The 21,976-nt window shown below is 68.7% G+C and carries 20 protein-coding genes; 9 read left to right on the top strand and 11 right to left on the bottom strand.

All coding sequences use genetic code 11. The features are described from left to right. Window positions 1–35: 35 nt before the first annotated feature. Window positions 36–1,007: an RsbRD N-terminal domain-containing protein gene (locus T333_RS27665; RefSeq protein ID WP_355003564.1), complete on the bottom strand. Its 972-nt coding sequence runs from the start codon at window positions 1,005–1,007 to the stop codon at window positions 36–38. Between the two features lie 431 nt (window positions 1,008–1,438). Here T333_RS27665 and T333_RS27670 point away from each other — a divergent pair, with 431 nt between their 5' ends. Continuing rightward, window positions 1,439–2,989 (top strand): acyl-CoA carboxylase subunit beta, encoded by a 1,551-nt coding sequence (locus T333_RS27670; protein WP_355003565.1) that lies wholly within the window; start codon window positions 1,439–1,441, stop codon window positions 2,987–2,989. A 225-nt stretch (window positions 2,990–3,214) separates the two neighbouring features. Here the strand turns inward: T333_RS27670 and T333_RS27675 are convergent, their stop codons facing one another. Together T333_RS27675 and T333_RS27680 are read right to left on the bottom strand one after the other, a co-directional pair. Beyond that, window positions 3,215–3,817 (bottom strand): Rv1733c family protein, encoded by a 603-nt coding sequence (locus T333_RS27675; RefSeq protein ID WP_355003566.1) that lies wholly within the window; start codon window positions 3,815–3,817, stop codon window positions 3,215–3,217. Next, the gene (locus T333_RS27680) at window positions 3,814–4,473 is read right to left on the bottom strand and encodes a TetR/AcrR family transcriptional regulator (RefSeq protein ID WP_355003567.1); all 660 of its coding nucleotides are present in this window, start codon (window positions 4,471–4,473) and stop codon (window positions 3,814–3,816) included. Before T333_RS27680 ends, T333_RS27675 begins: the two co-directional genes overlap by 4 nt. A gap of 433 nt (window positions 4,474–4,906) precedes the next feature. Between T333_RS27680 and T333_RS27685 the strand changes: the two genes are divergently transcribed. Next, window positions 4,907–7,012 (top strand): AMP-binding protein, encoded by a 2,106-nt coding sequence (locus tag T333_RS27685; protein ID WP_355003568.1) that lies wholly within the window; start codon window positions 4,907–4,909, stop codon window positions 7,010–7,012. 325 nt (window positions 7,013–7,337) lie between these two features. Here T333_RS27685 and T333_RS27690 read toward each other — a convergent pair whose 3' ends face one another. Then, window positions 7,338–8,282, bottom strand: a complete 945-nt coding sequence (locus tag T333_RS27690) for a Sco1979 family transcriptional regulator (RefSeq protein WP_496426318.1) — start codon at window positions 8,280–8,282, stop codon at window positions 7,338–7,340. 304 nt (window positions 8,283–8,586) lie between these two features. On the opposite strand from T333_RS27690, the gene T333_RS27695 reads away from it, so the two are divergent. Further along, complete coding sequence (locus T333_RS27695; RefSeq protein WP_496426319.1) at window positions 8,587–9,861, top strand: hypothetical protein; 1,275 nt, start codon at window positions 8,587–8,589, stop codon at window positions 9,859–9,861. Window positions 9,862–9,866: 5 nt separating this feature from the next. On the opposite strand, the gene T333_RS27700 is transcribed toward T333_RS27695, so the two are convergent. The 3 genes from T333_RS27700 to T333_RS27710 all read right to left on the bottom strand — a co-directional run bounded on the left by T333_RS27700 (window position 9,867) and on the right by T333_RS27710 (window position 13,832). Then, entirely contained in the window at window positions 9,867–10,919 is a 1,053-nt protein-coding gene (locus tag T333_RS27700; protein WP_355003570.1) for a fused (3R)-hydroxyacyl-ACP dehydratase subunits HadA/HadB, read from the bottom strand. A 47-nt stretch (window positions 10,920–10,966) separates the two neighbouring features. Beyond that, window positions 10,967–12,403 carry a lipase family protein gene (locus tag T333_RS27705; protein ID WP_496426320.1) on the bottom strand — a complete coding sequence of 479 codons (1,437 nt, stop codon included), beginning with the start codon at window positions 12,401–12,403 and terminating at the stop codon, window positions 10,967–10,969. Window positions 12,404–12,617: 214 nt separating this feature from the next. Beyond that, window positions 12,618–13,832 (bottom strand): lipase family protein, encoded by a 1,215-nt coding sequence (locus T333_RS27710; RefSeq protein WP_496426321.1) that lies wholly within the window; start codon window positions 13,830–13,832, stop codon window positions 12,618–12,620. 339 nt (window positions 13,833–14,171) lie between these two features. On the opposite strand from T333_RS27710, the gene T333_RS27715 reads away from it, so the two are divergent. Beyond that, the gene (locus T333_RS27715) at window positions 14,172–14,351 is read left to right on the top strand and encodes a hypothetical protein (protein ID WP_496426322.1); all 180 of its coding nucleotides are present in this window, start codon (window positions 14,172–14,174) and stop codon (window positions 14,349–14,351) included. 4 nt (window positions 14,352–14,355) lie between these two features. On the opposite strand, the gene T333_RS27720 is transcribed toward T333_RS27715, so the two are convergent. Continuing rightward, window positions 14,356–15,480 (bottom strand): lipase family protein, encoded by a 1,125-nt coding sequence (locus T333_RS27720; protein ID WP_496426323.1) that lies wholly within the window; start codon window positions 15,478–15,480, stop codon window positions 14,356–14,358. 236 nt (window positions 15,481–15,716) lie between these two features. Between T333_RS27720 and T333_RS27725 the strand changes: the two genes are divergently transcribed. The 3 genes from T333_RS27725 (at window position 15,717) to T333_RS27735 (ending at window position 17,835) form a co-directional block, all read left to right on the top strand. Next, window positions 15,717–16,268: a DUF2599 domain-containing protein gene (locus T333_RS27725; RefSeq protein ID WP_496426324.1), complete on the top strand. Its 552-nt coding sequence runs from the start codon at window positions 15,717–15,719 to the stop codon at window positions 16,266–16,268. 29 nt (window positions 16,269–16,297) lie between these two features. Further along, window positions 16,298–16,957 carry an NAD(P)H-binding protein gene (locus T333_RS27730; RefSeq protein WP_496426325.1) on the top strand — a complete coding sequence of 220 codons (660 nt, stop codon included), beginning with the start codon at window positions 16,298–16,300 and terminating at the stop codon, window positions 16,955–16,957. Between the two features lie 650 nt (window positions 16,958–17,607). Then, a complete protein-coding gene (locus tag T333_RS27735; protein ID WP_067778370.1) occupies window positions 17,608–17,835 on the top strand; it encodes a hypothetical protein in 228 nt (75 codons plus the stop codon). 364 nt (window positions 17,836–18,199) lie between these two features. Here the strand turns inward: T333_RS27735 and T333_RS27740 are convergent, their stop codons facing one another. Both T333_RS27740 and T333_RS27745 read right to left on the bottom strand, forming a co-directional pair. After that, window positions 18,200–19,087, bottom strand: a complete 888-nt coding sequence (locus tag T333_RS27740; protein ID WP_355003576.1) for a Sco1979 family transcriptional regulator — start codon at window positions 19,085–19,087, stop codon at window positions 18,200–18,202. Between the two features lie 89 nt (window positions 19,088–19,176). Then, window positions 19,177–19,401, bottom strand: a complete 225-nt coding sequence (locus T333_RS27745) for a DUF397 domain-containing protein (protein ID WP_141811104.1) — start codon at window positions 19,399–19,401, stop codon at window positions 19,177–19,179. A 366-nt stretch (window positions 19,402–19,767) separates the two neighbouring features. Here T333_RS27745 and T333_RS27750 point away from each other — a divergent pair, with 366 nt between their 5' ends. Together T333_RS27750 and T333_RS27755 are read left to right on the top strand one after the other, a co-directional pair. Continuing rightward, window positions 19,768–20,565, top strand: a complete 798-nt coding sequence (locus T333_RS27750; RefSeq protein WP_496426326.1) for an SAM-dependent methyltransferase — start codon at window positions 19,768–19,770, stop codon at window positions 20,563–20,565. Window positions 20,566–20,991: 426 nt separating this feature from the next. Next, a complete protein-coding gene (locus T333_RS27755) occupies window positions 20,992–21,141 on the top strand; it encodes a hypothetical protein (protein ID WP_245909838.1) in 150 nt (49 codons plus the stop codon). Window positions 21,142–21,183: 42 nt separating this feature from the next. On the opposite strand, the gene T333_RS27760 is transcribed toward T333_RS27755, so the two are convergent. Continuing rightward, window positions 21,184–21,828: a TetR/AcrR family transcriptional regulator gene (locus T333_RS27760; protein ID WP_355003579.1), complete on the bottom strand. Its 645-nt coding sequence runs from the start codon at window positions 21,826–21,828 to the stop codon at window positions 21,184–21,186. Window positions 21,829–21,976: the final 148 nt, after the last annotated feature.

Below are 21,976 nucleotides of genomic sequence, written 5' to 3' on the forward strand. Positions count from 1 at the left end.
AACATCGAGGCTTATCCGACGATAAGGCCGAAAACTCAGGCCGAACGCCCCATTCGCGGTTTGTTGGGCGAGGTGACTACCGCCCCTCTGGCCTGCTGGGGCCCGTCACAACCGAACGATTCCCCCAGGTCCGCCACCGGATACAAGCCGGGAGGACGGTTCGCCGCCCGTATCCTGCCGAGCAGATCGTGCGCGCGTCCGGCGAGTTCCGGTATGCGGCAACGAGCTCCGGCCGTGACCGTCGCCGTCAGCGGGACTTCCGCGGCCTCGCTCACCACGTCGAGCACCTCGGCGGTCATGGCCAACGGCGTGAGCGCGGAGGCCTCATCGATCGGCACCAGCACGGTGCCGCCCTCGGTGGACAGCAGCGACAGCGCACGCGAGCCGAGCGGATTGGCCAAGGCGGCCTGCACCCTGCGCAGCTTCCGGCGCCCCGCCGTCGCGCCGCCGCCGGGACGCAACTCGTCGCTGTGCTGCGGGATCGACACCGCGACCACCTGGTACGACGGCGCGATGCTGATGCCGGTCTGCTTGGCCAGCTGGGCCACGCCGTGCCCGCTGAGCAGGGCCGAGACGAGGGTCTGCGCCGCCGTCTGATGCTCCTTGGCGACCAGCCGGTGTTCCTCGACGTAGGCCGTCGACGCCCCCACCGTCACCATCTCCAGCGCGCGCACGATCAACCGGGCGCCCGCCACCAGCTGATCGGAGTCGCCGCCGCTCGCCGCGAGGAATTCCAATCCGGAACGAATCCCGTCGTGATACGCCCCGAGCACCGTTTCCAGCGCGACGCCTTCGCGCGCCCAGCGCATCGCGCTGCCCGCGATCTCCGCCGGTTCCGGAGCGGCCGGAAAAGAGCCGGGTTCCAGCACTTTCACCGCCTCGGCCAGACAGTTCCGCGTTATCGTCGCGAGATCACCGGGCGGCACTCCGCGCGGCCGATATCGCAGATGTTCCACGAGTTTCGAGTGCAGAGTCGTGATGCCCGAACCGGCCTGTGTGCCCGCCATGACTGTCGAACAGTAGCGGCGATCGGGGCGAAATCCCGAGCCGTTACCGAGTTCCGGGCATTTCATCAGGCCGTACCCAAGCCGTTGGGCGAAATCACAAGCAGATCACGGCTTTTCGCGCGGCGGACGGTGCCGATGGCGGCGCGACCGACAGCTCGGGATCGTACCGGTTGGAATTGTCGAGCGTCCGACCGCCCGGCCCACCGAATATTTTCCGGGCCGCTCGGTGAATTCTGTCGAGCACCCGTAACTCGGAGCGGCCGGGAAGCGATAGGACATCCGACCAAGAGCGCGGTATCGCCCGCTCGGAGTTGTCGCATGAGTAGGGTGGCCCGTGGTGTGCCGCACGTCTCATCAGCGATAGCATCGAGCGCCGCGCCTCCGTACCGCGGACCGGGCGCCACGTCGAGTGCGAAGGACTACACGGACATATGACCGGTACGCGAGAGAAGCTGGAGCAGCTCCGGGGCATCCTGGAGCTCGCCGAGGAGCCCGCAGGCGAGGCGGGGATCGCCAAACGCAAGGCCAAGGAGATCCCCAGCGCCCGCGAGCGGGTCCGCATGCTGCTCGACCCCGGTACTTTCGTGGAGATGGGCGCGCTGATGCGCCAGCCGGGCGCGAACAACGCCATGTACGGCGACGGCGTGGTCACCGGCCGCGGGTACATCGACGGCCGGCCCGTCGTGGTGATCGCGCACGATCAGACCGTGCACGGCGGCTCGGTCGGCGAGATGTTCGGCCGCAAGGTGGCCGCGGCCATGGAGTTCGCCTACGAGAACGCCTGCCCCGTGATCGCGATCAACGACTCCGGCGGCGCGCGCATCCAGGACGCGGTCGCCTCGCTGGCCTGGTACGCGTTGATGTGCCGTCGCCAGGAGGATCTGTCCGGCTTCGTGCCGCAGGTGGCGATCATGCTCGGCAAGTGCGCGGCCGGTTCGGTGTACGGCCCGGTCAATATGGACGTGCTGGTCGCGACCGACAAGTCCTACATGTTCGTCACCGGCCCCGAGGTCATCAAGGCCGTCACCGGCGAGAGCGTGAGCGCGGACGAGCTCGGCGGCGCGGCCGTGCAGGCGCGCACCGGCACCGTGCACCACGTCGCGGACAGCGAGCGCGCCGCGTTCGACTGGGTGCGCGAGTACCTCGGCTATCTGCCCTCCAGCTGTCTGGAACAGCCGCCGATCGTCAACCCGGGGCTCGAGCCGGAGATGACCAAGCACGACCTCGAGCTGGACTCGATCATCCCGGACGCGGACAAGGTCGGCTACGACATGCACGACATCCTCGTGCGCATCTTCGACGACGGCGCCTTCCACGAGGTCAGCGCGGGTACCGCGCAAAACCTGATCACCGGCTTCGCGCGCGTGGACGGGCGCAGCATCGGCGTGATCGCCAACCAGCCGATGGTGCTCGGCGGCGCGCTCGACGCGCAGTGCTCGGACAAGGCCACCCACTTCATCCGCCTGTGCAACGCCTTCGGCCTGCCGCTGGTGTTCGTGGTGGACACGCCCGGTGTGCTTCCCGGCATCGAGGAGGAGCGCAGCGGCGTCATCAAGCGCGGCGGGCGGTTCTTCCGCGCGGTGATCGAGGCGACCGTGCCGATCGTCACCGTGGTGACGCGCAAGGCCTACGGCGGCGGCTACGCGGTCATGGGCTGCAAGCAGCTCGGCGCCGACATCAGCCTGGCCTGGCCTACGGCCCGGATCGCGGTGATGGGCGCCGAGAGCATGGTCGGCATCATCGGGCGCAGGCAGCTGGAGGCGACGCCCGCCGACCAGCGCGCCGAGGTGCGCCAGCAGATGATCGACTTCTACAACGCCACCATGGCGACGCCGTGGATCGCCGCCGAGCGCGGCTACATCGACGCGGTCATCGAGCCGTCGCAGACCCGCTTGGAGATCCGCAAGGCGCTGCGGCTGTTGCGCGACAAGGATCCCAAGCCGAAGCACAACCCGCGCAAGCACAGCCTCTTCCCCGTATAACCGAAAAGCACCGGTTGTGCTGTCTCACAACACATCCGACGAGCGGTCGTAGGATCGCCGGATGTTCCGTGAGGTGGCGACACGGGGCTGTCCCATCGCCTAATCTCGGATCCGTGTCCGGCCCTCGTTCGCCGCGCAGTGGCCGGACACGGTGGCGTGCCTGCCGTGGTTTGTTCCCTACCCTTACCCGGCGGGCACGCCGCACTTCATCGTGCGACGCGCCAGTCAGACCGCGCCGCGGCCGCCCCAGGTGAGACCCGCTGTCGCCCATTCGGTTTCCCACAGTCGCGCACGCCTGCGGTCCAGGCTCGCGCGCAGCAGGTAGTAGCCGGTCGCGAAGCACACGAGCACCGCGCCGGCCACCGCGCTCGACATCAGCACCGCGCGGCTCAGCGCTCGCGTCTCCGACGGCGGCTCCACGACCCGGCCGTCCCGATCGAGCCAGATGCTCACGGCGGCACCGGGATTCACCATGGTGCTGGAACGGTAGTCCTCGACACGGGTGACGCCCGCGCCGTCGACCCAGGACACCCGCGCGGGCGTGATCGGCGCGTACAGCGGCGCCTTGCCGACTTCGACCACGGTGGCGTCGACGCGGTGCAGTTCGGCGAGACGACTCTCGACCACCCGGGATTCCGTCTCGTAGACCCGGCCGCCGATCCCGATCGCCACCAGCGGGACGATGGCGAGGAACAGCAGGGTCAGCAGCATGCCGACCCCGGATTGCAGCCGATCCTCTCTGCGCCGCATGGGATTTCGGTCCAGACCCATCCGTCGGCAGGTCCGGCGCACGATGCCCGCCGATCCGACCGCGCGTTCCTCGGTCATGACGCCGACTCCTCGTACTCGATGTCGCACTGGATGTCGTTCGCCACCCCGGCGAGGGTGTCGAAGAAGCTTTCGATGAGGTCGGGCAGGCCGTTCGGGTCCGCCCCGGCCGCCCAGGTCTGCAAGGCCGCGACGATGAGCCCGGAACACGCCGCGACGACGGTCGCCGGGCGCAGATCCCGCGCCGGGTCCACGCCGAGGCGGGCGGCCAGAATGCGCACCGATTCGCGTTGCCCCTCGTTGCGGATGCGCTGGTAACCGGCGAGCAGAGCCGGTTCGTCGTCGAAGCGCTGGAACAGCGCCCAGCGCCGGGCGAGCAGGCCCGCTCGTTCCCCGGTGTACTCGGCGGTCAGCCAGTCGTGCACCGCGTTGCGGTAGGCCCGCAACGGCGGCTCGTGGGCCGGGCGGCAGGCCAGCGCCTCGTTCAGCAGGTGCATGTCTTGGTCGATGTCGCCGAGGATCGCCGCCTCGATGGACGGGAAGTGGCGGCTGAAGGTGCGCCGGGTGACGCCCGCGCGCTCGGCGATGTCCTCCACGCCCACCGCGGCCAGTCCCCGCTCGGTCAGCAGATCGAACGCGGCGCGCGACAGCGCCTCGCGGCTGCGACGGGTGCGCAGCCTGCGGCCATCCAGGTCGACGGCGTCGTCGGTGCCCATGCCCTCATCCTACCCATTTTGTCCCTACGGGACATTAGTTTCCGGTCGCACTCTCATCAGGGCAGTACCCGCTACGAGTACACGGAACCGCGGGTGCCCGGCGTTCGCTTCGCCGGTGACGACGACCAGCCCCCGAACCGAGGCGATCGGCGGAACGACAGTTCGCGGCGCCACCCGATCATGACTTCTCACAAAGCTGTCCGAAATAGCCCGGAAATCGTCTCCGTGTGCATCTCCGAAATCGCTGTCCGAGAAACCCGGCGACCCGAGCCGCGTTGTGCTCGAACACAGCCGAATTCGCCTCCGGATAGGTCCGAAAACAGTTTCCTACCAGGTGAAATACCGGACTCTTGACCAGAATTGCGGCGGGAGCTACAAATGAAATCTCCGCCGACCCGAGCTGTTCGAACCGGCCGACGAGAATTGCAAGCCAGTGGTTACCGACGTCATCGATGTGACCGTGGAATTCGCGATCCCCCGCCAGTCGGTGTGGGACCTGCTCCGCGAGCCGCAGACCTACCCCCGCGTCTTTCCCGGTATCGGCGCGTGCGAACCGCTGGAAGCCGCGGGTGGACATCAGATGCTGCGCTTCCGCGTCGGCACCGCCGAGCTCGGGGTCCGCACCCAGGTGATCCAGCTGCGGATCGGCCGCTGGTACGAAAGCCTCGAGCTGGTCAGCCCGACGCTGGGCAGCTTCGCCTCGATCCGGCTGCGCGGCACCGAGGAACGCACCCGCGTCTCGGTCACCTTCTTCGGACCGGGCCGCATCCATCCGGCCGTCGCGAAGCTCGGCAACGGCGCGATCATCGCCTGGACCGAGCGCGGCCTGCGCCGCATCGCCGACCTGGTGCGCGGCGCGACCACCTCGGTCGTGGTCAACGGCGAGAACTCGCCGGTCCGCCGCCGCGCGGAGGTGGCCAGGCAGATGATGGCCACCGGCGTGGTGCGCGCCCACCGTCCCGACCTCGGCTTCAAACAGCTGCGCAGACTCTCCGAGTGGGGGTTCAACCTCGCGGGCGGTTACGCGGCGGCGGCCGCGTTCGCACCGGAGCGCACCGCGCTGATCGACGCGCGCGGCGCACGCACCTTCGCGGAGATGCACGCTCGCACCAACGCCATCGCGGGCGCCATGTCGATGCTCGGGCTCGCGGCGGGCGATGCCATCGGCCTGCTCGCGCGCAACCACGGCGGGATGGTCGAGACCATGGTCGCCGCGGGCAAGCTCGGCATCGACGTGGCGCTGCTGAACACCGGCCTGCCCGCACGGCGCATCGAGGAGGTGGTGCAGCGCGACAAGCTCACCGCGCTGTTCGTGGACGGCGAATTCGACCATCTCGTGCAGTATCTGCACGCCGATCTTCAGCGCTACGCCACCGACCGGGCCAAGCCGGTGCCGGGCCGAACCACCCTCGACGATCTCGCGGGTATGGGGCACAACGACTTTCGCAAGCCCGCGCACCCGGGCAAGCTGATCGTGCTGACCTCGGGCACCTCCGGCACCCCGAAGGGCGCGCGCCGTCCGCACGCCAAGGGATTCAGCACCATCGCGGCGCTGCTGTCCCGTATTCCGCTGCGGATGGACGAGACCATGCTCATCCCCGCGCCGCTGTTCCACACCTGGGGCTTGGCCGCGCTGCAATTGAGCACCGCGCTGCGTTCCACCGTGGTGCTTCCCGAGCAGTTCGACGCCGAGGACTGCCTGCGCCTGATCGCCGAACACCGGGTCAGCACGTTCATCGCGGTGCCGATCATGGTGCACCGCATTCTGGAGCTGCCCGCGCACGTGCGGGCCCGCTACGACACCTCCAGCCTGCGGGTGGTGGCCAGCTGCGGCGCGCCGCTCGCCGCGAGCACCGTGCTCGACTTCATGGACGCCTACGGCGACGTCCTCTACAACGTCTACGGCTCCACCGAGGTGTCCTGGGCGACCATCGCCGACCCCACCGACCTGCGCGCCGCGCCGACCACCGCGGGCCGCCCACCGCTCGGCACCAAGGTCGCGGTGCTCGGCCCGGACCGCAAGCCGCTGCCCGTCGGCGCGACCGGGCACATCTACGTGAGCAATCACATGCTCTTCGACGGCTACGTCAACGCCGCGCCGCCGGACGAGGCCGACGGCATGCTCGACACCGGCGATCTCGGCTTCCTGGACGCCACGGGCAAGCTGTTCATCGCGGGCCGGGACGACGAGATGATCATCTCCGGCGGCGAGAACGTCTTCCCGCGACCGGTCGAGGAGGCGCTGGCCTATCTGCCGCAGGTCCGCGAGGTCGCGGTGGTCGGCGTCCCCGATCGCGAATACGGCCAGCGCCTCGCCGCCTTCGTGGTGAAACGCGAAGGGTCGGGCCTTGATTCGGATATGGTCCGCAACTACATCCGCAATCGGCTGAGCCGATTCTCGGTGCCGCGCGACGTCACCTTCCTCCACTCGCTGCCCCGCGGCGAGACGGGCAAGATCCTCAAGCGCCTGCTCACCGGCGGCGCCGAGGACGCCGCCCAGCATCCGATCATCGGGACGATCGCCCCCGGCTCGTACTGACCGCTCGGCTCGACCGCTCGGCGAAACCGCGCTTCGCCGGACACCCGGCGGGCCGACACGCGCCGCGTCGTTGTGAGAAACCAACGCCCGGCTCGCGTCCGGCTGGACATGCCCCAGTGTCCGCTCGCCGACCTGTCCGCGCACCGTGTCCGCGCCTATGCTCGCCGGGACGGCTCCGGCGGCAGGCCGACCCGCAGCGGCCCGCCGCGCGACGAGTTCCGGAGCCGCTGAGGCAGGCCGTCCCGGTCGGTGCGACACCGCTCCCAACACCGTCGCGTCCGCTGGGGCGGTCTGTCCGTCTGTCGTCTCGGCTGGCCTGTTCGGCTCAGCCCTGCCCGGTCGGCTCGTCCACGGTGGGCGGCTGACGATCGCGCAGCGCTTCGAGCAGCCCGCGCGTGTACTGGGGCGGTGCGGCGTGCACGGAGAGCATGTTGGCGACGGCCCGGTAGGCGGCGATGTCGGACTGCTTGTCCAGATACAGCGCGCTGGTCAGTTGCTGGAGATAGACGATGTCGGGCAGATCGGACTCGGTGAAGCGCAGCATCGTGAAGGCGCCGTCGGCCAGGGCCGGGCCACCGACGTGGTCGGCGAGCACCTGCAGCGTGATGTTGGGCTGATCGGCCGCCTCGAGCAGCCTGTCGAGTTGTTCGAGCCAGACCGCCGAACCACCGATGCGCCTGCGCAACGCGGCCTCTTCCACGATCACCCAGATCCGGGGCGGTTCCGGCCGGGTGAGGATGTGCTGGCGGCGCATCCGCAACGCCACCCGGCGCTCGATCGCCGCGAACGACTCGTTGGGATGCGCGAGGGACAGCAGGGCCCGCGCGTAGTCGGCGGTCTGCAGCAGCTCGGGCACCGCTCTCGGCTCGTAGCAGCGGATCAATCGGGCCGCCTGCTCCAGGCCGAGGTAGGTGTCGAACCACTTCGGCAGCCAGTCGTTGTCGCGGTGCCACCAGCCCGAGGCGTTGGCCTGGCGGGCGAGCTCGAGGAACTCCGCGCACTCGGTCGGATCCGTCACGCCGTAGAGCGCGAGCAGGTCCACCAGGTCGCGTTCGCGGAACCCGGTACGGCCGAGTTCCAAGCGGCTGATCTTGGAGTGCGATCCGCGGATCGACTCGCCCGCGTCCTCGCGCGAGATGCCCGCGGCCTCGCGTAATCGCCGCAATCGACCGCCGAGCAGCATCCGCAACACGGTCGGACCGCCGTCCGGGCCGGGAAGCTTTCTGGGAAAAGGGGTTTCGCCCGAGAGTCGCACTTCCGGAGCACGCATCCACCGATGATGCCATGAATCGAGGGCGACGCTCCAGGGCACACGGCGGTATCGTTCTGAATGCATGCACAGGCGCACGGGCACGTTGGGGCCGAGCACCAGCCACGAGCCGGAACCCCTCCCCGATAGGACGCACAACTCGGTCACGCGCACGACGCCCAGGACCGGCCCTGGCAATCGTCGCGCTAACGTTTCCGCGCATTCCGCCGCTATATCGAGTGTGTGGCAGACAGGTCTCGGGCCCATCGGCACACCGGCCCGCGACGAATCGAGTAGGAGAATCGTGTAGGCAGAGGTGATTCGTATGGCGACCGTGGGTGTCACGGCGGACCGAACGACGGTTCGCGCGGTACTGCTCTCCAATCCGGTGGCGGACGAACCGCCATCGGCCCCGCTCGAGGAGGTGGAGTGGGAGATCGGCGAGGCCACGGCGGCCGAGTCGATCGCGGCGGCCCTCGAGAATTTGGCCGACCGGACCCTCTCGCTCATCGAGAACATCGCGCTGACCTACCGCACGGTGGAGGAACGGCGCGACATCGTCACCCATCTGGCCACCGGCCGATGGCGGACGTCCTCGCTCGTTTCGGTGCGCGCGGCACTGCTCGCCTACGTGCGGGAAGTCGCCGACCTCGACCGATTCGAGACCATTCTGGCGCTGGAGATCGCCGATCGTGACCTGACCTTCATCCTCACCGACGCGGCGCGCTCGCGGATCCTCGCCTCGGCCGCGTGGCGGGCCGGACCCGATCCCGCGGCCGAAGCGCTCGATCGCGTGCGCCCCGCGCTGCTGGCCAAGGGCCTGACGCTGGACGGCGTCGTGCTCTGCGGCGCGCAACCCGTGGCTCCCGAGCTGCTCGGCGATTTCGAGCGCGTTTTCCAGATTCCCGCGGTCACCGTGGACGACCAGTACCCCGCCGCCGCGGTCGGCGCCGCCCGCATCGCGGCCGCTCAGCTGCCGCAAGATCCCAGCGGCGAACCCGCCGCCCCGATCGCCACCGGCGAGCGGCGGCGCGCGGGTGTGGCGCTTCCGCTCGGCGCGGCGGCGGTCGCGGTGCTCGCCGCGTCGGGCATCGCGCTCTCGCGCGGTACCGACGACGCGACGTGGACCCGCGAGGCGTACCGGACGACCCCGCCCGCCGTCGCGCCCGCCACCCCCGATACCGCGCGACCCGACGCGGCGCCGCCGATCATGATCGAGGACACCCACCAGCCGGGAACGCACCCGGCCGTCGCACCGGCGAATCCGGTCCGGCCGGCGCCGGGGTCGGCGCAGGCGAGGCCCCTCGACCCCGGCGACCCGGCCGATCCATTCGACCCCAACGAACCGACCAGGGAGCAGCGTCCGCAGATTCCGACGACCACGCGTTTTCCTGCGCAGGCGGCACCGATCGGAGAACCGGCTCCTGGCGCGGAGCCGCCCAGCAGGCCGGCGGCGACGGCGCTCGGCGCGCCGAACGACAACGGCCTGTACCCCGGCGAATCACCGCCTCCGCCTGCTGGTTCCGATCCCGCCGTCATCTCGGCATGGTCGGCGAACCACCTGCGGCTCAGCCAACAGTGGCTGCTGCAGGGTGGGTGAGCCGATCAGGAGAGCCGCACTCGCGCGATGCCCTTGCCGAACAACTTTCGAGCACCGCACGTGGCGCCGACTTGCACGGTCGCGGCGCGGAGCGCCGGATCCAATTCCTTGACGCGGCCGCTGAATTCGATCGTGCTCTTCCGGTCCGCGGGCACCGGCGCGAAACCGCCGAAGCGCACGCCGTAGTCGACCACCGCGCCGGGATCGCCCAGCCACGAGGTCAGATATCCCGCGCCGAGGCCCATGGTCAGCAGCCCGTGCGAGACGACATCGGGCAATCCGACCGCCCTGGCGACCTCGTCGCTGAAGTGGATCGGATTGGTGTCGCCGGAGACGCCCGCGTAGTTGACCAGGTCGCCGCGCGAGAGCGCCACCTCGTGCGCGGGCAGTTCGTCGCCGACGCGTAGATCCTCGAAGCGGATCAGCCCGCGTCGATCGCTGTCGTCGAGCGCGTCCGGCGGGCCCGCCGCGCGCTCGGTGAGCCGAGCCGCCGAGGGATGCGGGCTGGCGCTGTCGGGCGCCGCGGGCCTCTGGCCGCTCATCATCACGCCCGCCACGGCGGCGGCGAGATCGCCCGCCATCTCGACGCCGGTCTGCGCGATGACGGTGCTGTGCGTCGTCTGCAGCGGCCGCCCCGCGCCGTCGCTGAGCAGATTCCGGATGACGAGCAGATCCCTCGCGCCGAACTGGCGGAACGATTCGAACGTGCACTCGGAGACCAACTCGTCGCCCGCGACGATCGGGCGGTGCACCCGCACCCGCTGCTCGGTGTGCAGCACCTGGCTGACGTCGTAGCCCGTCAGTTCGGTCTCGAACATCGTTCGCTGCATCTGCAGCCACACGATCGCCGGGAAGGTCAGCGGCGCGACGAGTCCGCCGTAGCCGAGCGACGCCGCGGCGTCCTTGCTCCAGTGCGCCGGGTGATAGTCCTGCACGGCCTTGGCGAACTCGCGAACCTTCTCCCGGCTGACCTCGTAGCGGTCGGCGAGCCGGAAGTGGCGCCCGACCAGCGCCGCGGCTTGCTGGGCGGCGGAGGGTACGTCGAAGTGCGGCGTCATACTGTTGAATCGCGCCGCGGCGGGTCAGCGCAACGTTCGCCGTGACATCAGCATTCGTTCGGGGCGGGCACACCGCGCAACCGCTCGTCCAGCCACAGCATCACCTCCGGGTAACCGGTGGCCGCCCCGATCACATGTTCGCCGAGCACCCCGCGATAGACCGCGGTGACACCGAGCCCGCACTGTTCGCGGTAGAGATTGCGCGCGCCTTCGGCCGGGATCCAGAACTCCTGATCACCGTTGTAGATGTAGAGCGGCACCGCGGAGGGCATGTCCTCCATGCGTGTCACGCGGTAGATCTCGGCGGCGAACTCCGAGCCGAGCGGGTCGGGGAAGTTCGCGGCGATGTCGATGGGCAGCATCAGCACACCGACCGCACCGAAGGTGCTGCCGCACAGGTCCTTCGCCGGTGAGGTCGCGATCCATTTGGCCAGATTGTTCATTCGCGCCAGGATTTCCGGACGCTCCCTTCCGATGGCGAACACCGCGGCCATGAAGACCGCGGACGCCAGATTGCCGTTCATGCTGCGCGCCAGGATCTCGTAGTCGGCGGGTACGCCGCCCAGCGCGGCGCCGACCACGACCTCGGACAGTTCCGGCGCGTAGCCGCCGATCAGTTTGACCGCGCCGTGCGTGGCGATGGCCCCGCCGGAGTAGCCGAACATCCCGAAAGCGCTGGCGCCGAACTCCTCGGGCAGCAGATTTCGCACGGCGCGGATGCTGTCGAGCACCGCGTGGCCCGCGACATACGGTTCGGCGTAAGCCATCCACGGGCCCTCGTGATCGGGGATCAGCACCGCGTACCCGCGCAAGATCGCCAATTGCGTTGTGGGCGGGATGAAGTCGGTAACGCTGGTGTTGTCGGTCCAGCCGTTGGCGAGGCTGTAGCCGGGGGTGCAGTCGCGACCGAGCGCGTCGATCGGCAGGTTGTTGACCACCACCGGGCGATCGCCGTCACCGGTCCACGCGCCGGCGGGGACGACCAGGGTCGCGGTGGCGAAGGACGGTCTGCCGTGCGCATCGGTGGTGCGGTACTTCATCAGCAGCGCCTGACGGAACGGCACGAGTACGAGCAAACCCGCCGTCGCGGTGACATCACGGACCTCGATGATCTCGCCCGGCGCGTAGTCGGCGAGGTCGGGCGGCCAGAAATCGAAGATCGGATCGCCCACTCCCGAGGGCAGCGCGGCCTCGTGCAGCGCGGCCAGTGTCGGCGAGACGCCCGCGGTCTCCAGTACCGCGCCGTCCTGGCGCGGTGTCGGAACGATCGGAGGCGGCGGAATCACCCGGTCGATCCATTCCTGCACGCCGGGCAGCAGCGATCCCGAAACGGTGGGCAGCGCGGGCAGTCCGGACAGATCGGGAAGGACGGGCGGCGGCCCGGGGGGCGGTGCGGGTACAGCGGGCGGATCGGCCGCGGCGTGGCCCATCCCCGCCGAAGCGACCAGCAGGGCTGTCAGGAGCAGGGCACGCAAAGATCTCATGGCACACGCCTCTGGGTGCGACGTCGGGTTCGCCTGGTGCCCAAAGAGATCGGGCCGTCGACCCCCGAAATGCCCCTTGGGGGCCAGGGACTCAGGCTAACCGGACGCGCCGAAGCGGCAGCCGGTCCGTGCTCGAGTTGTGTGTGTCATGACGCCGAATCGCAACAACCGAGCCGAATCCGCCTGCCTCGAGGCGGATTCGGCTCGGTCGGCGTCAGCAGTTGCTCGGCGCGGGCTCGCCGCGGAAGCGGGCGTCGAGCCAGCTCAGCGCGGTGGGGATGCCGAGAACGGCCGCGGTCAGGTGATCGGGCACCGGAATCTGCTCGGCCTGCACCGGCACGCCCGCCGCGCACCACCTGCGGTCGGTGTTGACGATCGCGTCGACCGGAACCAATCCGTCGATCGGAGAATGCCATTCGAACACCGGTGTGCGCGGCACGCCGTCGTAGAGCTCGAGGCTGTTCTCCTCCACCACCGCGCGCGCGTCGCGGTCGTCGATCATCGAGGTCGTCTTCGCGAAGTCCATCGCGCCGCGCCCCGCGCCCGTCGCGATGATGTCGTTGGTGCAGCTGTTGGCGATGGCGTCGCGCGCGGCCAGCCCGCGATCGTTGAGCTGCTCACTCAGCGGGAACCGCTCCGGATACTCCCGTTCCAAGCCGAGGCCCGCGGCCAGCGCGAGACCGAACACCGGATGCGAACCGAGGCCGAGACCCTCGAGCATCTTGACCAGGTTCATCGGCACCCCGCCCATCGCGGCGCCCGCGAGCTGGAGTTCCGGCGCGTACTCCGGCGCGAGCGCGGCGGCCCACGCGGTGGCCATTCCGCCGCCGGAATAGCCGACCATCGCGGTCGGGCTCTGCGCCAGTCGCAATTCCGACACCTGCTTGACCGCGCGGATGCCGTCCAGGGTGATCTGACCGCCCAGCTTCGCCGCGCCGTAGGCGAACTGCGGGCCGAGGTGATCGGGCAGCGCCACGGTCCAGCCGCGCTGCAACAGCACGTTCCAGCCGGGCGCCTCGCGCACGATCAGATTGGGATCGCCGGTGTAGAGCACCCGGGAGACCGAGCACTCGGCGCCGAGCCCGTTGATGATGTGCTGGAAGGACAGCAGCGGTCCGTCCGCGCGGTGTGCCTTCGGGGTGAGCACCGTCGTGGTGGCCGCGATCGGTTTGCCCGTGGAGTTGGTCGAGCGGAAACGCACCAGGGTGACGGTGGTGTCCGGGAAGACCAGCAGCGGCGGCATCTGGCGCACCGCGATCACGTCGCCGGGTTTCTTGTCGGCCAGGTCCGGGGGCGCGGCATAGAACGGATCCGGGTCCGGCGCCGGGTAGAGCGGTTCGCTGTGGCTCGCTCCGGCCACCGCCACCACCATCAGCACGCCGAGCGCCGCGGCTCCGAGTGCGCGCACCGAACGTAGGGCCTTTCTCATGGACTGTGCCTCCCCAGTGGGTCCAACGTTGGAGATCATCCTGATCAATGCCCGGTCGGCATGGCAAAAAAGACAGGCAACGTGTGGACTTCTCACAAGTTTGGTCATGACACGCTGTGACCGGCGCGCACACACACTCGTGAGAATCCCCACCGAGGCCCGCGAAGCCCTGTGACTTGTCCAGCCAGTGGGATGGAACATGTTCTTCACTATGGTCCGGGATCTACCGTCGAGTAACCGGCGCGAGGCCGCGCCGGCCCGGAAGAAGACCGTGACATGGACGGCACGCAGCACATCGCAGAACATCGGCGGGGTGTCGCGGACGCGCCGACTCGGCGCGTGACTGTCTACTTCGACGGCCCGACGCCCGAGGACGAGATCGTCCTCGAGTACGCGGCGACGAGCACCGAGGCGTGGGAGTTCACCACCGCGGCGCTGCACGCGGGGCTCACCGTCACGGTGGACGGCAAGATCCGGCCCGAGCTGCGCAGGTTGCCCTGCCGTTCGCTGTGGCGCTGAGCTTTCACGGGTTGTCCAGCACGCGGTGCAGGAAGGCCAGCGTGTCCGGCAGCGAATCGCGCGCGGTCGCCAGGTGGTCGCCGGGGTAGACCACGACTTGCAGATTCGCACCGGCCAGCGTCAGTTCGGTGACCAGTCCGGCGCTCAACGGCGCGGGCACGTCGCGATCGGTCAGTCCTTGGCCGATGAACAGCGGCACCGTGTGCCCCTCGGTCGGTATCCGCAGCATCGCGCGCGCCGCGGCGAGCAGCGCCGGATCCCACAACGGCTCGGCCAGCATCTCGCCGATCGAGATGTCGCGCACGAGGGCGTCTGCCTCGGTGACGCATTCCCGTTCGACCACGTCCAGCACTTCCCTGCCCGCCGGGGTCAAATAGCCGTCCACATCCAGTTCGGGCGCGGTCGCGCGCAGCCCCGCCATGATCGAGGCGAAATACGCGGTCGTCATCCGCAGCGGTAGGCGCGGCACCCAGGGGCCCATCAGCGGGGCGAGATGCTCGAGATTCGACGGCGGACCGGTGGCGGCCGCGCCACGTAGCCGCAGCTCCGGGGCGTCTTCCGGGGCGATACGCGCGGTGAACAAGGCGGTCTGCCCGCCCTGGGACTGCCCGAGCCCGGCCCACCGATCGCTCAATTCCGGCACCACCGCACGTGCGGCGCGCACGGCGTCGATCATGCTGCGCGCCTGCGAGGGGCCGTCGAGATACGGGTGGGTGCCGGGGGTGCCGAGGCCGACGTAGTCCGTCAGCACCACGGCATAGCCCGCGCGGAGCAACTCCGGGTAGACGGTGTCCAGGTACAAACGGCGCGGCTGCAGCGTGAACGCGCAGTGGTCGGCGATCCCGACCGTGCCGTGCGCGTAGGCGACGATCGGCCAGCCGCCCGGCGGCGGCGCGCCTTGCGGCAGATAGATCGCGCCGCCGCTGCGCATCGGCCCGCGCGGACCGCGCGACCAATAGACCAGCCGCAGCGCGGCGCCCGCGTTCGCGACGGCGACCACGTCCGGTAGCCGAGACACCTCCGTGACGGTCCCCGGCCGCTCGGCAGGGTTCGCCGAGCCGGTGCCGTCGGGCGCCGACACCGAGATGACGACCCCGAGCACGCCCGCCATGATCAGTGCACGCTTCATCGGCCGATGATTGCCGGATCGATGCCCGCGCGGCAAGACACCACATTCGGTGTCCCGGCCGACGTAGTCGGACGCGGTCCCCAGCAGACCCGCGTGCGGCCGCGGCGAAGGCGGAGGCACGCCCTCCTTCCCGGCTGGCGCGAGTTGTCGGCGAACGCCGTCCCGCCGCGCGCGATTACGCTCGACGGAGACGTCCGCGCCGCGCGGACGCGACAGCGCCTCGGGAGGGATCGATAGTGAGACAGCGGACGCGGAAAGCACACGACCGGCGACCACGCTCGGCGTGGGGTGCGGGGTTCGCGTTGCTGGTGTCCGTCGCGGTCGCCGGATGCGGGGCCGAGGAGGCGTCCACCGCGTCGCCGTCCAGCACCGGCTCACGGGCGCTGTCCGCCACCTCCGCGACGCTGACGCGTCCGCCAAGCACGAGTTCCGATCGCGCGACGCCCCTCGCGGCGCAGCCGACGGTCGATCCGTACGAGGGCATTCCGCTGGTCGACCACGTCGAGTGGACCGAGAACGTAGACGGCCCACGCCTGCTCGTCTTCCCCTCGGAGGCGGGCCGCCGCACCACCTATCCCGGTTCGGACGAGCGGGCCTGGCAGGAGGTGCTCGTCCAGTCCCCCGCCGCCGACGCTCCCGGCATGCGCGACCAGTTCGTCTGTCACTGGGACTGGGCGCGGCTGGTGCAGCCGAACAAGCCGAGCTGGAATCTCGAACCGTGGCGGCCCGCCGTCGGCTATCCCGAAACCGTGCAGGCCTCGTGCAACCCGGGCGGACCCGAACGCTGACGGTTCGCCCGCTACCGGAAAGGACACCCATGCGCATCGTGATCGCCGGTGGACACGGCAAGATCGCCCTGCTGCTCGCCGAAACGCTCGCCGCCGCAGGTCACTCCGTGTCGAGCCTGATCCGCAACCCCGACCACGCCGACGACGTCGCCGCCGCCGGAGCGCGCCCGGTCGTGCTCGATCTGGAACGGACCGACCTGCCCGCGCTCGTCGACGCGCTCGCCGGAGCCGATGCCGTCGTCTTCGCGGCGGGCGCGGGGGCCGGTAGCGGCGCGGCCCGCAAGTACACCGTCGACAAGGGCGGCTCGGTGCTGCTCGCCGACGCCGCCGAGCAGGCGGGTGTGCGCCGTTTCGTGCAGATCTCCACCATGGGGGCTGGTCAGCCGCCCGCGCCGGGCACCGACGAGGTGTGGGCCGCCTATATAGCCGCCAAAACCCAAGCCGAGGACGATCTTCGGGCCCGCGATCTGGACTGGACCATCCTCCGCCCCGGCAGGTTGCTCGATACCGAGGCCACCGGCCTGGTCACCCTGAGCCAGTATCCGATCGGTCGCGACACTATTGCCCGCGCCGATGTCGCCGCCGTTCTGGCCGCCTTGCTGTCCGCTCCGAACACCGTGCGCACCACACTCGCGCTCGTCGCGGGGGATACGCCACTGGCGGACGCGGTCTCCACAATTGGTAGCTGATTGATTGCTGAATGTTCTGCGTCGCAGCGGATTCGATCGGCGTGATCCCAAAGTCGGTTCCGTCGGCCGAGTTATCCGCGCCACCCGAGCGCTTGATTTCCGCCGCGATTCCGGAACGATTTTCGATGTCACCGATTCGAGACTCGCCGCGGCTACGCCCGTCGGCGGAATGACGACACTTCACTCCGCCCGAAGATCGCACGCCGTCCGGTCCGCCCGCCGCGCCGGGCCGTCCGCACCGGAACGGCGACACCACCCCGGCGAGCAGCCTCCGACCTGGCCAAGTGCCCACCCGGCAGTGCGTAGCGGACCGTGCGGGCGAGCGGAAACCCGGACGCCGAGACGCCGATCCGATGAACCGTCCGGTCGGAACGGTCGGCGACTCGAGCGGGAAGGGTGAAAAACCTTTTGTGCGAATACAATCGATCGTGCAGATGTACTTGCATCTGAAAGGCACGCGGACATAAACTCAGTTCCGCATAGCTATATAGGGGACAACCAGGGGAGGCCGCGTGGGCGAACCGATGGCAAAGTCGCCGGAAGTTTGCTGCCGCCTACATCAGGGACGTCTTATGGACCAACCACTAGTCGGCGGCCGGCTCGGGTTCGCCGAGGCCGCACTGGCCGACCAGCCAGCGAACGGTAGAACTATGAGCACATCGCCGGCCCGCAGCGGCCACCGAAATACCACGTACTCGCGAGAAACGGCGGTCGCGTTCGTCATCGATGCCGTCGAGTCCACCGGCGCGGCCACCCGGAACGATTTCGACATCGATCGGATCGTATCGACGGCGCACGCCATGGCCGACGACTGGGACCTGAAGGCGCTCCAACCGGCGACCTTCTGGCGCATCGCGTCCACCTTCATCAAGCAGTAGCCGGTTCACCTCGCGGCGCCGCAGCCGAACAACGCTGCGCGCCAATGGGTCTCGCCTGCGACAGCCTCGGCCGGACACCACCTCCGTCCGCGAGGTCTCGGCGCGCGACGCACATCGCGACCTACTTCCCTCGCGTCATCCGGACGCTCACCCAGGCGGCCATCTCCGCCTTCGCGCTGTTCTCTACGGTTCACGGCGGTTCGCACTCCTGCGAACTGTATGAATGGTCCGTGCGGTCCCCCGCTCCGGCGAGTGCGCACGGCGACCCAGATGCCGACGCGATCAATCGCTTTCGGTCCGCACGCGCCGCCGCGCGGGAAGCGAAAAGAGACCGCTCGTAATCTTCAGTGCCGACGCGTGATCGTCACAGTCCGGCCGCGATCGACGACAACATCTCGATCGACTTCTGCGGCGGCAAGGCTTGGACGCTCAGGCGGTCCATCACCGAGAGGTACAGCGCCAGATCCTGCCTGCGGTCCAGGTACAGGGCGCTGGTCAGGTGCTCGAGGTACACGATGTCGGGTAGCTCGGGCTCGGCGAAGCGCAGGATGCTGAAGGAACTGCCCGCGGCCGCGTGCTCGCCCGCCGAGTACGGCAGGACCTGAAGGGTGACGTTCGGCAGAGCGGCGAGCGCGATGAGGTGTTCCATCTGCTCGCGCAGCACCTGCGGCCCGCCCACCGGACGGTGCAGCGCGGCCTCGTCGATCACCGCCCAGACGATCGGCGGATCGGTGCGGTGCAGGATCTCCTGCCTGCGCTGACGCACGGCCACGCGCCGATCGGTGTCGGCGTCGTCGTAGCCGAGAGCCAGTACGGCCCTTGCGTATTCGGGTGTCTGTAGCAGGCCGGGCACGAGATGCGCTTCGTAGGTGCGGATCTTGTTGGCCGCCTGCTCCAGGCCTAGGTAAGTGCCGAACCAGGACGGCAGCAGATCGCTGTAACGATGCCACCAGCCGGGCTCGTTGGCCTGCCTGGCCAGCGTCAGGAACTGTTCGCGTTCCATGGGATCGCTGACGCCGTAGAGGGTCAGCAGATCGCGGATGTCGCGTTCTTTGAAACCGGTGCGGCCCAACTCGAGACGACTGATCTTGGCGTGCGAACCACGGATCGCGTCACCCGCGGCCTCGCGGGTGATGTTGCAACTCTCGCGTAGCTTGCGCAACTGCCCACCCAGGGCGATCCGGAGCACGGTCGGACCACGCTCCGCGACAACCGATTGCACGATGCCGTCGTCGTTGGGTTCTGCGATCATGGAGTTCGTCTCCGATACTCTTGGTTGCCCACCAGTGTGTCACATACTTGTCGTTTCGAGACACACCGCACCGATCGCAATGTTACCTTTCAGCTAGTCAAATCGTCGAATTCTCCGGCTTTCGCTCCACGGACGAACGCGTCGATCTCCGGACGGGTGTAGAACAGGACAGCGCCCTCGGGGTCGCGCGAGTTGCGTACTGCGACCAGGCCATTGGACACCTCCGCCACTTCGACGCAGTTGCCCCCGCTGGGTCCGCTGAACGAACTCTTGCGCCAGGCGCTGGTGATCTTGTGCGTGGTTGTACCCGACATTTCCCACTCCTCGGTTACTGCCAGTGTGAGGGACTTACGGCTTGAGTGCTTGCAGATGCACGCTCAAACGTTCTTGCATTTGCACCTACGTTCGGACGATAGCACGAAGTTCACCATGCGGCGCAGAATAATTCGGACCTACCGGCCGGTTTTGATGCCGGTGATTCGCGGAGTCGTGTAAAGCCCCCGTTCACCTCGCGCATCCGGACCGCTCGCGGCAACCGAATCTTGTACTGTCACAGAGCACATCGGATGACCGTCCATTCGCGACAACCACGGAGTCAGACGCGCGCGGCGCGCCCCGCACATCGGTCAAGGGCGGCGGACATCCGGCCACGCACATATGTTCCAGAGGAGTCCTACGCGATGCCCGAAGACCACAGCCCACTCATCCGGACCGACATTCCCCATTCCGCGCGAATCTGGAACTACTGGATGGGCGGCAAGGACTACTACGAAATCGACAGGATCGCCGGCGACGCGGGCATCGAGGTCGACCCCGACATCACCACCATGGCCGTGCAGTCGCGGCAGTTCCTGATCCGCGCGGTCCGCTACCTGGCCAGCGAGGTCGGTATTCGTCAGTTCCTCGACATCGGCACCGGCCTGCCGACCATGCAGAACACCCACGAGGTCGCGCAGAGCGTGGCGCCGGACTCGAAAATCGTTTACGTGGACAACGATCCGCTGGTGCTGACGCACGCGCGGGCGCTGCTGACCAGCACGACGCCGGAGGGCGTCACCACCTACGTGGACTGCGATTTCCACGACACCGATCAGATCGTCGCCGACGCGCGCAACGTGCTCAACTTCAACAAGCCGATCGCCGTCATGTTCATGGGCGTGCTCGGCCACGCCAAGAGTTACGAAAAGCTGCTGGAGATCGTGGGCACCGTGCTCGAGGCCGTGCCATCGGGCAGCTACCTGGTGATGTGGGACGGCACCGACGACAGCAAGGAGTACGTGACCCTCTGCGAGAACTACACCGGCACCGGTGGCGTTCCGTATGTGCCACGGACACAGGCCCAGATCAAGGCGGTCTTCGACGGATTGGAGATGGTGGAGCCCGGCTTCACCTCCATCACCCAGTGGCGCGCCCAGAATGCCGAGGTGGGCGAGATCCGGCCCATTTCCGCGTACGGCGCCGTTGCGCGCAAACCCTGACGCGGAACCGAATACCCGACGCGTCGGCGAAAAGCCGTGCGGCAGCGAAAATAGCGTGACGCGTCATCGAGAACGTGGTCCGCACCGATGATTTCCTGACACGTCAGGAAATGGCCGGGTGCCACGTTGGGAAAGACGCTGTGCCACAACGGCGGCCACCGAATCGTTCGGTGGCCGCCGTTTTACATACCTGTTGGTCGTTCGTGCAAATGTACTTGCATCTGTAAGGTACGCGGCTCTAAACTCGGGCGGTAGATAGCGGGGAGACGTGCTAGGGAGTTCGCGCCGGCGTCGCCAGACAATTCGCCTCCCCATCGCCAGACGCGAGGGGCGGTCGACATGAGCCAGCCATTTCGAACTCCCCACCGGGACTTCCTTCTCGGAGGCACCGGTGTCGAGACCTTGCGGCCACGCGCCGTGAGCGAAGTGTCCACCGCCGATTGCGGCGCCGAACCCGGCGGCCTCACCTACCGCAGAGCGCGTGAGATCTTGCACGTCCACGAGGTGCACGGACCGCAGTGCAGGCAATGGCTCGCGGCGGCGGCGTACCTGTCCGCCGGTCTCGACGACGAGTAGTCACGCCGATACCGTTCCGGCGCGGCCTTTTTCGTGCGCCGCTCACGCGCAGGGCGCGTCACCGTAGACGACCAGCCAGATGGCTCGCCCCAAGGACTCGGCCAGCGCGGCATCCGTGACGACCGAATTCGCAGCGAAGGCGGCGGTGATCGATCGCTCGACCATGGCGGTCAGCACCAACGCCGTGGCGGTCGAATCGACGGCCGAATCGATCCGCCCCGCGGCGCGATCCGCCTCGAGCCGAGTCCGCACCACGTCCACGAAGGCCGCGACCCGACCGCTCCAATAGCGCCCCACGTCCCGGTCGTAGCCGGCGACTTCGCTGAGTGCCAGCAGCAGATAGCGATGGTCGCGGAACCCCGCGATCATGCTGCCGATCGCGCGCACCACCCCGGCTCGGTGGTCGCCGTGGTCGGCGCGCCACCACGTCTCCGCCGCGTCGAACAGGTCCGCGGTGGCCAGTTCGGCCATTCGGATCAGTAGCTGGCTCTTGTCCGGAAAGTAGCGGTAGAAGGTCGATCTCGCCGCGCCCGAGGCGGCGGCGATCTTGTGCACCGCGATCTCGGTGTAGGGCGTCCCGTCGGCGAGCAGTTCTTCGACGGCGCGCAGGACGCGCCGCTCGAACTCCGTCCGCCGGTCGTCGACCGGCTTGCGTGCGTTCTTCGGGGCTCTCGTCAGCGAAGGCATCCGCCACCCGCACGCAGGCCGACGGCCAGGTGCCGCCGCGATCGTTCGCCGGAGGGATTCACGAGTTCCATTCTGCCGTGCGGGCGTTGACACCGGGGCGCGACGAGTCGCACCATCGATCGGACACTGTGTCCGAGACGTTGTGACC

The sequence above is a fragment of the Nocardia sp. CNS-044 genome, assembly GCF_059570515.1.